This window comes from Blastopirellula marina (genome assembly GCF_002967715.1).
GTDB lineage: Bacteria > Planctomycetota > Planctomycetia > Pirellulales > Pirellulaceae > Bremerella > Bremerella marina_B.
The window spans coordinates 127577-140216 of sequence record NZ_PUIA01000069.1 but is presented as its reverse complement, the minus strand read 5'-3'; the positions used below and the strand labels follow the sequence as shown (position 1 = coordinate 140216).

10 protein-coding genes are annotated in these 12640 nt (G+C 55.1%); 3 read left to right on the top strand and 7 right to left on the bottom strand.

The genetic code is table 11. From position 1 onward, the window contains the following. Positions 1–18 precede the first annotated feature (18 nt). Both C5Y96_RS21085 and C5Y96_RS21080 read left to right on the top strand, forming a co-directional pair. Positions 19–1518 carry a radical SAM protein gene (locus C5Y96_RS21085; RefSeq protein WP_105357518.1) on the top strand — a complete coding sequence of 500 codons (1500 nt, stop codon included), beginning with the start codon at positions 19–21 and terminating at the stop codon, positions 1516–1518. Beyond that, positions 1515–2255, top strand: a complete 741-nt coding sequence (locus C5Y96_RS21080) for a prolipoprotein diacylglyceryl transferase (protein ID WP_105357516.1) — start codon at positions 1515–1517, stop codon at positions 2253–2255. Before C5Y96_RS21085 ends, C5Y96_RS21080 begins: the two co-directional genes overlap by 4 nt. 23 nt (positions 2256–2278) lie before the next feature. Here C5Y96_RS21080 and rho read toward each other — a convergent pair whose 3' ends face one another. Then, positions 2279–3616 (bottom strand): transcription termination factor Rho, encoded by a 1338-nt coding sequence (rho, locus tag C5Y96_RS21075; RefSeq protein WP_105357513.1) that lies wholly within the window; start codon positions 3614–3616, stop codon positions 2279–2281. A 992-nt stretch (positions 3617–4608) separates the two neighbouring features. Between rho and C5Y96_RS21070 the strand changes: the two genes are divergently transcribed. Next, positions 4609–5787 carry a thioredoxin domain-containing protein gene (locus C5Y96_RS21070; RefSeq protein WP_158261347.1) on the top strand — a complete coding sequence of 393 codons (1179 nt, stop codon included), beginning with the start codon at positions 4609–4611 and terminating at the stop codon, positions 5785–5787. Between the two features lie 64 nt (positions 5788–5851). Here the strand turns inward: C5Y96_RS21070 and C5Y96_RS21065 are convergent, their stop codons facing one another. The 6 genes from C5Y96_RS21065 to C5Y96_RS21040 form a co-directional block, all read right to left on the bottom strand. Beyond that, positions 5852–7093, bottom strand: a complete 1242-nt coding sequence (locus C5Y96_RS21065) for a rhomboid family intramembrane serine protease (RefSeq protein WP_105357509.1) — start codon at positions 7091–7093, stop codon at positions 5852–5854. An 86-nt stretch (positions 7094–7179) separates the two neighbouring features. Continuing rightward, a complete protein-coding gene (locus C5Y96_RS21060) occupies positions 7180–8493 on the bottom strand; it encodes a rhomboid family intramembrane serine protease (protein ID WP_105357507.1) in 1314 nt (437 codons plus the stop codon). A gap of 101 nt (positions 8494–8594) precedes the next feature. After that, positions 8595–8816: a hypothetical protein gene (locus C5Y96_RS21055; protein ID WP_146115756.1), complete on the bottom strand. Its 222-nt coding sequence runs from the start codon at positions 8814–8816 to the stop codon at positions 8595–8597. Next, positions 8813–10306, bottom strand: a complete 1494-nt coding sequence (gene glpK / locus C5Y96_RS21050) for a glycerol kinase GlpK (RefSeq protein WP_105357502.1) — start codon at positions 10304–10306, stop codon at positions 8813–8815. Before glpK ends, C5Y96_RS21055 begins: the two co-directional genes overlap by 4 nt. A gap of 24 nt (positions 10307–10330) precedes the next feature. Beyond that, positions 10331–11908 (bottom strand): glycerol-3-phosphate dehydrogenase/oxidase, encoded by a 1578-nt coding sequence (locus tag C5Y96_RS21045; protein WP_105357499.1) that lies wholly within the window; start codon positions 11906–11908, stop codon positions 10331–10333. Positions 11909–11955: 47 nt separating this feature from the next. Beyond that, on the bottom strand, positions 11956–12618 hold the full coding sequence (locus C5Y96_RS21040; protein ID WP_105357497.1) for a tetratricopeptide repeat protein: 663 nt from the start codon (positions 12616–12618) through the stop codon (positions 11956–11958). Between the last annotated feature and the right edge of the window lie 22 nt (positions 12619–12640).

Here is a 12640-nt window from a genome sequence, read left to right as displayed (position 1 = left end):
TGGCGGAAGGGATATGGGATGGCCAAGTTTCGTGACTACACCGTTCTCGGCATAACACAGAGCCTGTGTCCCGAATGCCACGCGATCGTCCCGGCGAAGATCATTACGCGCGGAAACCGTGTTTATTTTCGCAAACGCTGCGAGGTCCACGGCAGTCGTGACGACTACGTTTGCTCGGATGTTGCCTGGTACGATCAGGCTCAGTTCAATGTGCCGGGTAAGATTCCTCGCGAGTTCGGTGTCGAGCCGAACAAAGGGTGTCCATTGGATTGTGGGCTATGCACCGAACACGAACAGCACACGTGTATCGGCCTGCTGGAGATTACTTCCAGCTGCAATCTTTCGTGCCCGATGTGTTACGCGTCGAGCGGCCCAGGTGGAAAGCATTTGACGCTCGAGCAGTGCCGGCAAACGATCGATCGTTATGTCGAGGTCGAAGGGCACCCCGAGGTATTGCAGATATCGGGGGGAGAACCGACGATTCATCCCGACTTCCGCGCGATTGTCGAGTACGCCCTGTCTCAGCCGATCGACTATGTGATGATCAACACTAACGGAATACGGCTAGCGCACGATCGGGAGACGCTCGAATTCCTGGCCGAGCGGCGCGATCGAGTCGAGGTGTATTTGCAGTTCGATGGTTTTCGCGACAAGACATCATTGCAGCTCCGAGGGGAAGCCCTCGTCGAGACCAAGCTCAAAGCGGTGGAACGTTGTGGCGAGGCTGGGCTGCACGTGAATCTCGTTTCGACCTTGCAGCCAGGCGTGAATGATGATGAGCTGGGCGAACTGGTGCGATACTGCGCGAAGCGGCCTTGGATCACCGGGCTGAGCTTGCAGCCGGCAACCTATTCCGGGCGTCACGTGCTGCCGGAGGAACTCGAAAACCGGATCACGTTTCCGGATGTCATTCGTGGGATTGTCGATCAAACGTCGGGCATGTACACCGAGGCCGACTTCATGCCGCTGCCGTGTGCCCATCCCAATTGTCATCAGATGTCGTATGCTTGTCGCCGCAATGGGGAGCTGATTCCGCTGATGCGATTTATCAAAGCGGCCGAACACTTGGATCTGCTTTCCGGCGGGATCTCGTTTCAGCGAGGTGCCGTGAAAGAATTGCTGGAACGTTACCTGGTACGTGAAGCATGCTGCCCCGGCGGAAGCTGTGCTCCCCCGCCCTCCTCCGGCCAGTCGTCGCTGCCGGTGCTAAGTAGCAGTAGTCCACTTGAGGAACTGATTGGAGCGTTGAATACATCCGATCCGCGTCATGCCGAGGCGGCCGTCGACTTCTTTACCAGGGCCATGCGGGAAGAACTCGGTGCGGAGGATGTCTTTCGGATCATGATCACCTCTTTCTTAGATGTGTACAACTTCGACGTTCGACGCGTGATGAAATGCTGCGTGCATCACTTGTTGCCCAGTGGACACGTCGTGCCGTTTTGCGCGTACAACGTTCTGTATCGCGAAGGTCACGTGGAGCTGCCACCCTTGAAGACGGCCGTGGAAAGCGCACGATGACGCAATTGGCTTACATGGTGATCATGCTGGTGGCGATTTTCGTCGGCTTCATCTTGCTGCGGCTGTTTCAAGAGAAACTGGAACTTGCCTGGTGGGAGAAGGCCGGTATCGCGCTGGGTGGTTTTTGTGGAGCGATGATTGGTGCAAAACTTCCCTTTGCGATCTACGACTGGCAGGGGCTGATCGATGGGACGACCTGGTTTGCCCACGGGAAGACGATCATTGCTGGGCTGCTGGGGGGGTACTTTGGCGTGGAACTCGCCAAGTGGATTCTCGATATCCGCACGAAGACCGGTGATAGTTTCGTTGTGCCGGTGGCTGTCTCGATTGGAATTGGGCGATGGGCCTGCTTTGTGGCAGGATGTTGTTTTGGCCAGGCGTGCAGCTTGCCGTGGGGTGTCGCGTTTCCCAGTGCTCCGGATGGCGGCCAGCTAATTCGTCATCCGACGCAGATCTATGAGTCGATCTTTCACCTGACGTGCGCCGTGGTGTTCTTCGTGCTGTGGCGCAAGAAGATGTTTCCCGGGCAGTTGTTTAAGATCTACCTGATTACCTACATGACGTATCGCTTCTTTACCGAGTGGCTTCGTCCAGAACCGACGTTTGTGCTCGGACTGACCGCCTATCAGCTTGCGGCCTTGGCTGCGATTCCGCTGTTTGCGTTCTTAATCTGGCGAGATCAGAAACTGCTCAGCGCAACAAAAACGGAGCCCTCGATAGCGAGCGGCTCCGAATGAGTTTGCTGAGTTGGGCTGGATCGTTATTGATAACGATCGCGACTGTTGGCGATCAGGCTGATGAACTGATCGTTATTTTCGTACTTGCCCAACTGCTTGGTTAGCTGTTCCATAGCATCGATGTGATGCATCGAAGTCAGCGTGCGTCGCAGGGCGACCACCGCGTTGAGAGCTTCCTCGGTAAGCAGCAGTTCTTCGCGACGAGTGCCCGACTGCGAAATGTCGATTGCCGGCCAGACGCGGCGATCGGCCAACTTGCGATCGAGGACCAGTTCCATGTTGCCGGTCCCTTTGAACTCTTGGAAGATCACTTCGTCCATCTTGCTGCCGGTGTCGACCAGAGCCGTACCGACGATGGTGAGTGAGCCCCCTTCTTCGAAGGAACGAGCGGTGGCGAACAACTTCTTAGGGATGTCCATCGCCTTGACGTTGATACCGCCCGACATGATGGCGCTGTTACCTCGGTTGTCACCGACCCATTTGTTGAACGCACGAGCCAGGCGAGTAATCGAGTCCAGCAGCAGGAAGACGTCCTGGCCTGATTCGGCCAGACGCTTGCAACGTTCGATCACCAGCTGCGAAAGACGCACGTGGCTTTCGATGTCGCGGTCCAGGCTGCTCGCGATCACTTCGCCCTTTACGCTACGCTGCATTTCGGTCACTTCTTCCGGACGTTCGTCGATCAGAAGGACCACCAGCTTGACGCTAGGGTGGTTAGCGGAAATACCACGGCTGATATTTTGCAACAGCATGGTCTTGCCGGTACGCGGCGGAGCCACGATCAAAGCACGTTGGCCTTTGCCCAGTGGCGTTAAAAGATCGACGACACGGTTAGTAAGTGGGCCACCGTCGTATTCCAGCTTCAGGTGCTCGGAAGGATTGACCGGCGTCAACTCGTCGAACGATTTGACGTTCAGGTAATCATCTGGCAGCATGCCATCGACGTCGAAGACATCTCGCAGGCGAGGTCCTTGTCCGCGACGAAAGCGTTGGATCATACCGCGAATCATGACCCCTTCGCGAAGACCGTATCGTTCGATCATTGTGCCGGGCACGAATGGATCGGTACGTTCGCGAGCGTAGTTGTTGGCTGGGCTGCGTAAGAAGCCGTAGCCGTTAGGGTGCATCTCGAGAAGGCCGTAGCCAGGTTCCAGTGGAATGGGTTCCCCTGGTTCAAATTCTTCATTTTCGAGATTGTTGCGTGGCACATTAGAGCTAGGGGGAGAAGAGCGGCGTCGACCTCCACCGGAACGACCGCGCCCCTTAGGGCCGGGGCCACTCTGGCCGCCACCACCACCACCGCTGTTACCACGTCGTCGCCCACCACCAGATTTCGAGCGGGCTTGCCGTTTGTTTGACATTGAAAGCTACCTAATCACAGAAGTCAGGTTCGAGCCGGTGTCTTCAGAAAGAACACAGGATCGGATTAACAGATTCCTGAGGTTGTTCTCCCTAAGTGGGAGTTTTTACCTGAACGGGGTTAAAAAGATTCCTAAGTACCTTGGGAGCGAATAACTCGCACAAGTGATGCCAGAAACTGGCAAAACGACCGTGCTGAATCTAGCTCAACCTCACGCACGTAAGGGACGAGGCATCCCACGAGAATGCCTGATGTGTGAGAGGTTACGGGGTTGCCATTCACCGAAAGCGAGGATGCCTTAAGGATGGCAACAGTGGCCGAGCAGGATGCCGAGGGCGAACTGCTCGGTGTTTAATGAAGGTCGAAAGGTAATTCCGTTACCTAACGAGTCACAACTGAAAATTGGTGGTTACCCAAGTCCCTTGCCTCGGCCATTGAAGTGCCTCGCTGGCAAGACTAGTTACCCTAGTGAAGTCTCGTGGTAACCGAAACAGTTCCCTGAAGAACTGAAAGCTTCCTTGGTTCTCAAACGGGTCACACTACTTACTGTGACGTCTCAAAGAAAACCATAACTGCCCGAAGAACTTGACGCTTGCTGAAGATCTCAGGCCGACGCCTTTGAGCAGAAAGGATGGCCAGCTTTGTCTGCAAAACACGCGGTTTTGCCAACAGACCGCTGGCGATCAAACTACTGGCATCATAAGGATTTGACCGGTTGTGTCAAGCTATCATTCTCAATCAATCGACAGAGTTTTCCATTTTCTGCATCGGAAAAGTAGCATCGCAAGCAAGTTGTTGTCACCAAGGAACTTAGCGCCCATATGATTTGCCTAATCGGTACGATTGATACCACCCGGTCGGCAGTTTAGGCCAGGAAATTCCTCAAAATCGTTACTTTTGATGTATTTCGATAAGTGGCCGTCCCGATACGAAACCAATGGAAAACCGAACCAAGCCATATTTTGGAACTCGCTTACCGGGGCTCGTTCATTCATGTCGTTAATTATCCGTACCTCTGCTATCGCCCTGTTGCTGGCATTATTCCAGACGATGGTTCTTGCTGAAGATGCCGTTCGCTGGGCACCAGATCTGGATACTGCCAAGCGTGTAGCGGCTGCTAAGAATCAGCTGGTTCTGATTCATTTCTATGCCGATAACTGCCCACCTTGTCGTCGTCTGGAAGCGAATGTCTTTTCGCAAGCCAGCTTCGCCCAGTCAGTCGAGCAGAACTACATTCCGATCAAGATCAATGCGAGTGAGCAGCCTGCGATTGCCAAGGAATTTGGTGTCGACCGCTGGCCGCAAGACGTTGTGATCGCTCCGAGTGGTCAGGTTGTGTACCGCATGATCAGCCCTCAGGAACAAGAACGCTACACCGGTATCCTGGCTCAGGTTTCTGCCAAGCTGAATCCTAACGCTGCTCCAACTGCCGGCATGATTGCTCAGGCTGCCAATACCACCCCGGTCGCTCCTCAGGCACCTCAACAGGTCGCCCCGAGCCAACCGGCAGGTTCGCGTTACTCCAACTTCCCTGCCAATGCAGCTCCGGCTCAGGTTGCTCCATCGCAACCGACTCAACAGGTTGCCCCGCAGCAGCCAGCGACTTCGCGTTTTGCTTCGATGGGACCAAGCCCCGACCAGGTTATGCCAACTCAGGCACCAAATCAAAGCCGGTTCTCGTCCAACGCTCCAACCCAAAACGTTGCTCCTTCGCAGCCGCCAGCACAGCAGTTTGCCCAACAGCAGCCTGCTGCCGCCCCTTCGGCTCCGGCACCTTCCGCTCCGGCCCAACAGCCAGAACCGCAGCAGCCGAAGTTCGCCATGGACGGATACTGCCCGGTGACGCTGGTCGAGCAAATGAAGTGGCAGAAGGGTGATCCTCGCTGGGGTGCTCAGCACCAAGGCCAGATCTATCTCTTCTCGTCGCAGAACGAACAGCAGAAGTTTTTGGCTAACCCCAATCAGTACAGTCCTGTCATGTCGGGCATCGACCCGGTTGCTTACCTGGGCAACGGGCAGGTTGTGCCTGGGGATCGCCGCTATGGTTTGACCTACCGCGGCACGCTGTACTTGTTCAGCAGCGAACAGAGCCTGCAAACGTTCTGGAACGATCCACAGCGATATTCGTCGATGGTTCAGCAAGCCATGGCTTCGCAGAACATGCGTCGCTAGTACGCAACTGAATTGCTGTGAAATACAAAGGCGATTGCACGAATGTGTGATCGCCTTTTTTCGTTTACCAATCGTCCATGCAAGTGTCGGCGACCCCGGCGGCCTGTAAGGCTTTGGCCTCGGCGGCAATTTTCTTGTAGAGCATCTGCTCTTTCTGCGACAGATTGTCGTAATGAATTGGCAATAGCGTGCTGAGGGCCTGCCCCGGTAACTGCATTGGGCCAGTCAGCAGCAAAGCCAGTTTCAAGCGAACCTGATTCTGTTTGGGGCGATTGGCTTTCAGGTATTCTTCCATGGCGAGCAGCGCGTCGTGATCTCGTTGTTGATCGCACAATTGTTTGATGATCGTCAGGAATTCACGTTCTGGCAGATGCCAAGAAGCGTACTTCTGGGCCATGCTGACATGGGCTCGATAGGCCATTTGCGGGTTTTCGGCTTCATCAAGGATTTGACGTATCTGCTGAAGGCCTTGTTGGACCAGCTTATTTTCATCGTTGGTGAGTTCTTCTGCGTTGAGTTGGTCGCGAGTTTTCTCGTGATGACCGGCCCAAACGGAAAACGCATCGTAGCGTTCACAGTCTACGAGTTTCGATCGAAGCATCCATAATCCTGTCGCGCCTCCCAGCAGGCCGCCGGTTGCATGCAGTACGCAGGTATAGGGGACAAATCCATAACGGCCTTGGACAATGAAAATGCTCATAACGATGTCGAACAGTAAGTAGAACCCAGCCAACGCCATTACCGGTACGTCGACCGGTTCAATACTGTGCGAGACGTTACCAAATCGTTGGAAGACGATCATGACTTCCACATTGTTCAGCGGAGCCCAGATGACGGCGATCGCCATCAATCCAAAGATGACGCCGGATGCCCCGAGGGCCGTGGCATGAAACCCGGGGTTGAAGGTCATTGCGATTAGTTGAAGCAACAGACCCCAAACTAGCGCTATTCCGAAGTAGACAAGTAGAAACTTCCACCAGCCGATCTTTCCTTCGACGATCAAGCCGAAGACAAACAGGAACAGCATGTTGCCAATCAGGTGGAGGAAGTTGGCATGTAGAAACGAAGCAGTCACGCCTTGCCAGGGCTTAATGCCTTCGCCGAATTGAAGCATGTTCGCGTTGGGATGATGGTTGCCGGCATCGAGTATCCATTCGGCAATTGCCGTTTGTTGGTCCCCTTGCTGGGGTGCGATGGCAGACTGGATCGGTTCGGCGAAGAAAATGCCAACGTTAATGACGATCAGCGAGATCGTCATGGCAGGCACGTGGTAAAGAGGGGCGTCGGTTCCGCAGGGTATGAACATCGTGTCGAAATGCAAGGATCGCTGAATGGATGCTATCGTTTATTCGTCGCATTTCACGTAATATTGGAACCCTACAAAGATTCTTCTTACCAGTCCTCCAGGGTGTCGATGGCACCCTCTTCTTTGAGCTTACTCGCTTTGCTGGCCAGCTTTCGATAGATCGTTTTCTCTCGTTCCCCTAGCGAGCTTTGTGTGACTTTCGAGAGGACCGACAGGCATTGGCTCGGGCGTCCCAGTTGATCGAGTAGGACGGACGATAGTTTCAAGCGTACCTGATCCTGTTTGCTGCGAGCCGTTTTCAGGTATTCCCCCATGGCCAGCGTTGCATCGTCCCATAGTTTCTGGTCGCAAAGCTGTTTGATGATCATCAGGAACTCTGCGTCCGGCAGATACCAGCGTTCGTACTTTTGCGTCATGCTAAGGTGAGCGCGATAGGCTAATTGAGGAGACGATTCCTCTTTTAAGATTGCCCGGATTTGACCTAATCCCTTTTCCAAGTGCGTTTGCGCCATCGATTGGTAGTCTGCCGACGATGACGTCAACTCCGCGAGCTCTTCGCGAGACATGCGATTGCGTCCCGCCCATACTGAAAAGAGGTCCCAGTTCTCGCAATCGACCATGCCGTAGCGCAGCATTCCTATACCCACGACAAGTCCAACAACTCCACCCAGGGCATGTAGTAGCTCGCTGGTTGGTGTGATCGCTTCGCCATTGAAGGTGAAGAAGACGGCGATGATCACACTGTACATCATGTAGAAGCCGCCGAGGCCTGCAACGGGAACGCTAAACAGCGCCGTCGGGTATAGAAGGACGTTACAGTGAACATCATTCGCCGGAGCCCAGATCATGGCCATGGCCATGATTCCAAAGATAATCGACGATGCCCCAACCGAGCAGTTCCAAGGTTCAGGATCCATGCCCAGCATGAGCGTTTGTTCCATGAAGCCTTCCACGACGGCAATGCCGAAGTAGACCGCGAGGAATTTCTGCCAACCAATCTTTCCCTCGACGATCAGGCCAAACGTCCACAGCCAGACCATATTGCCGAACAGGTGCATGAAGTCAGCGTGCAGAAAGTGCCCGGTGATCCACTGCCAGGGACGCAGGCCCCTGCCATATTGCAGCGTGAGCAGGTCGCCGTCGGCTGGTGCCGTTTCGACTTCTACCTCGTCAGCATCGCCCATTTCCTCCATGGCTTCCTGGTATTCTTCTTCGCTTATCACTCCCTCGTCACGCATTTCTTGCATGAACTCGACGTACTGATCCTCGGAGATGTCCGAGAGGTCGAACTCAGACTTAAGTGGGTACGAGAAGAAGATGATCGTGTTGATGACAATCATCGACACGGTCACGATCGGCAGGTGATAGAGGGGAGCGTCAGTGCTGTAGGGGAAAATCATCGTGCACCCGTCTAAGCAGCTTCCCGCTGCGATTGAGGTCTTGGAGTCGCGACGTCCATGTGTGTACTAATTGCTGGGAAGCAACGTCTGAACGCTTTTAGTTACTCAGGCGGAAGGGCAACAAAGCTGATCGCTAAGATTAACAATAGCAGACCGCCAATGCCAACGAAAAGACGGGCACCGATTCGACCGATGTGCTTTTCCAGAAACGCGATTTTACGAGATTGAAACACCTCGGGTGTGTCCTGAATGGCGGACCAGATACCGCCAATCCCCAACAGTCCGGTAAAGATCGTCATGATCAACACGCCTAGCTCCATCACTCCCCTGCTCTTTCCCAGTTTCGGCTTCGCTCGACGGCCTCTTTCCAGCGAGCATACATCTGATCCATTTTGCTGCGATCGGTTGCTGGCATGAATTCTTTGTCCAGGTTCCAGAGCCCGCGAAGTTCTTCTTGCGATTCCCAGAACCCCACGGCGAGCCCCGCTAAGAATGCCGCCCCCAGGCCCGTCGTCTCGCTGACTTTCGGACGGCGGACAGTCGTTCCCAGTAGATCGGTTTGAAACTGCATCAAGGCATTGTTCACACTGGCACCGCCGTCTACCTGCAAGACTTGCAGCGGAACGCCTGCGTCACGTTGCATGGCTTCGATCATGTCGCGTGTTTGATACGCCATCGACTCGAGAGCTGCCCTGGCCAAGTGGCCTCCCGTCGTTCCGCGCGTGAGGCCGACAATCGTTCCCCGGGCATTTGGGTCCCAGTAAGGTGCCCCTAGTCCTACGAATGCAGGTACAAAATAAACGCCGCCGTTATCGGGAACAGTATCTGCCAAAGGTTCCACTTCGGACGAACACTCGATGATACCCAGTCCATCACGCAGCCACTGCACGACCGCACCGGCGACGAAGATCGAGCCTTCGAGGGCATAGCTTACCTGGTCGCCAATCTTCCAACCGACGGTGGTCAGTAGGTTGTTTTGAGAAAGGACCGGCTTGTCGCCGATATTCATCAGCGCGAACGCCCCTGTCCCGTAGGTGTTTTTCACCATCCCCTGATCAAAGCAGGTCTGACCGAAGGAAGCGGCCTGTTGGTCACCGGCCATGCCGGCAATTGGAATCGATGCTCCGAATATCGCAGGATCCGTTTCGGCAAACTTGCCGCTGCAGTCGACGATCTCAGGTAGCATACCGCGAGGGATATTATAAGCGGCCAGAAGTTCATCGTCCCAGTCGAGCGTTTCGAAGTTCAGCATCATGGTGCGCGATGCGTTACTCGCGTCGGTTACGTGCCGCTTGCCTCCGGTTAGCTTCCAGACCAGGTAACAGTCGACCGTGCCGAACAGGAGATGCCCTTCTTCTGCCGCCCGGCGTGCCCCATCGATGGTCTCCAGCAAGTGCATTAGTTTGGTCGCGGAGAAATAGGCATCGAGGACCAGACCTGTTTTTTGGCGGATCGTCTCTTCGAGCCCCTCTTTGCGCAGTCGATCGCAAAGGTAGCTCGAAACACGGCTTTGCCAGACGATGGCGTTGTGAATCGGATTGCCAGTTCGTTTATCCCAAACGAATGTCGTTTCTCGCTGATTGGTGATGCCGATCGCTGCTACTGCGTCCAAGGCAACTTTGCCCAGTGCCCCATGAATGGTGTTCAGTTGGCTGTTCCAGATATCTTCTGGGTCGTGCTCGACTTGCCCTGGTGCCGGCAGGATCTGGCGGAACTCTTCTTGGGCGACCGAAACAATCCGGGCATCGTGATCGAACAAGAGCGAGCGGCTGGAGGTGGTGCCTTGGTCGATGGCTAGTATGTACTGAGGCATGGTGAGAAGTCCTGCAAGTGGCGTTTAGTCAGGAAGGACCTGCTTTCCGAAACGCGATTGTAATCTTTGGGTGTAGGCGTCCAGTGCTTCCTGTTTCGTGTCAATCGCGAGCTTGCCATCGGCAATCAGGGCATCGGCAACCTCGCTCAGGTGCGAACGCGAAAGACTAGGATCGAAAACCAGCATCAAGCGGCGTTCGACAACATCGGCCAGCGTTTTCGCATGAAGTTGAGTAATCGTCGCTGCGGCAAGTGTTTGGATATCGGCTCCACGGTCGACGCCGGTTAGGTGCTGCAAGATAAACCGAGCACGCTGCCCTGGCTCGAACTGGGGAGGATCTCCCTGGTACGTCTTGCGAGTTTTGGAATCGCCAACGACTTCGCGGCCAAGTTGTTTGAGTATTGTCTTCGCGGAGTGTTCGGCCAGTGAACGGCACGTAGTCAGCTTGCCCCCGACGATCGTGTAGCATGGCCACGGCGTGGAACTGTGTTCGTGCAGCCAATGGCCGCGCGGGATAGAAGCGGTGGAACCTTCGGGAACAAAAGGAAGCGGACGAACGCCACTGTAATGCTGGGCAAGATCTTCGTGCTTAAGTTCGACGCCTGGCAGTACCGAATTAACGCACTTCAGTAAGTAGGCGATTTCTTCCTGGCTGGCGGTTGCCTGTTCAGGGTCGCCTTCGTGTCGGATGTCGGTCGTGCCGATCAATACGCCACCGTTCCACGGTAAGATAAAGACTGGTCGGCCGTCGAATGCCTCGGCGTAGATGCCTCGCGGGCCCAGGGCTTCTTTCAGGGCCGGTTTGTGCGAGATCAAATGTGACCCACGCGTTCCGCCGAAGAGGCGATTGGACCGAATGCCTAATTCCTGAAGTGTTTCATCCCCTGATGGACCCGAAGCGTTGACAAGTGCCGAAGGTTCCAGCGGATCGATCGCCGCGTCGAAGTCGAGAAGGTTCTCGAACTCGAAATGCTTGCCGTTCAGTTTGGGGCGTCGATAAGTGCGCAGCGTAAAGCGGATACCGTGTTGATCGGCGATTAGCTGGCAATCGTGAATCAGGGTCGAGACGTACAGTTCGGGGAATTCGATCTGCCCATCGTAGTAACTGAATACGTCGACAAAGCTGGCATCGAAACCGATCGGCTTCCATTGCTTTTCGGTCATGCGCCGGTGCGAGCCCAGGTTCTGGCTTCCGGCCAGAAAGTCGTACATGGTGAGCCCGCTACGGATGGCCCAGGAACCACGCGACGGATTGGTAGATTTCAGAAATGGTAAATTGAAGAATCCCGCAGCCGATGAGATGAGTCCTGCGAATTGCGACTTGACCGGAATCATCAATTCGAGCGGAGAGACATGCTCGGGCGAATTGCTCAAAAAGCGTTCCCGCTCGGCGAGCGACTCGTAAACCAGGGAAGCCTCGCCGTGCTCGAGATACCTGAGTCCACCGTGAATCAGGCGCGAAGACCAACTGGTTGTGCCTGAGGCAATGTCGGCGTGGTCGACCAGGACAACCGGTACATGATTAAGCAGGAGTTCTCGCGCCAGAGCCGCACCATTGATGCCGGCTCCCAGGATGAGAACGGGGTTGAGATTTTGTGCCATGCTCGCAGTCCTTGCTGTGGCGAAACGATAAGGCCAGCACCCGTAGCTTACATCTCTTCGAGTTGCCGCTCCAGGTAGCTAATCTGCGTGCGAATGGATTCGAGGTTGGGATTCAGTCGCAAGGCGCGGCGGAAGCTATCGAGCGCCATGACGTTTTCGCCCTGGCGTAGGTAGCACTGCCCCATCGAGATAGCCGCGGGGAAATGATAGGGATTAATTTCTAACGCCTGGTGACTATCACGCAGGGAACGCTCGAAGTTCTGCCGCTTGAAGTAAACCTGCCCGCGTTGGTTATAGGCTTCCGAGTACCAGGGGGCATCGACGATCAGCGAGTCGGCTTCCTGCAGGGCCGAATCCAATGAGTTGCCTTGGATTTGCGTCATCACTTTGCGTAAGCGATGCCGCTGGCTTTGTGTGCCGGCACGAATCCAGAGAGAACGAATGCCATTCTCGGCAATCAGGCGAACCCCCCGGTCGGCATCGTTCAGGGCCATGCCGACGGTGTGGTTCGACGAATAATCGCTGACAAAGCACAAGGCCATCACTGCCGCTCGGCGTACTTCAGCGGTACCGTGTTGAGAGAGACGCTCCAGCGTACCGCACGTATAAACCGCTGCCACGCGATGAATAAACGCCGCAGTATTTTCTTCCGAAAGGTACTTCTGGAAGATCGAAAGCAGTACGGGATGACGCTCGGGGGAGTGGCTCACAAGTTGGCCTTACGGCAATCAA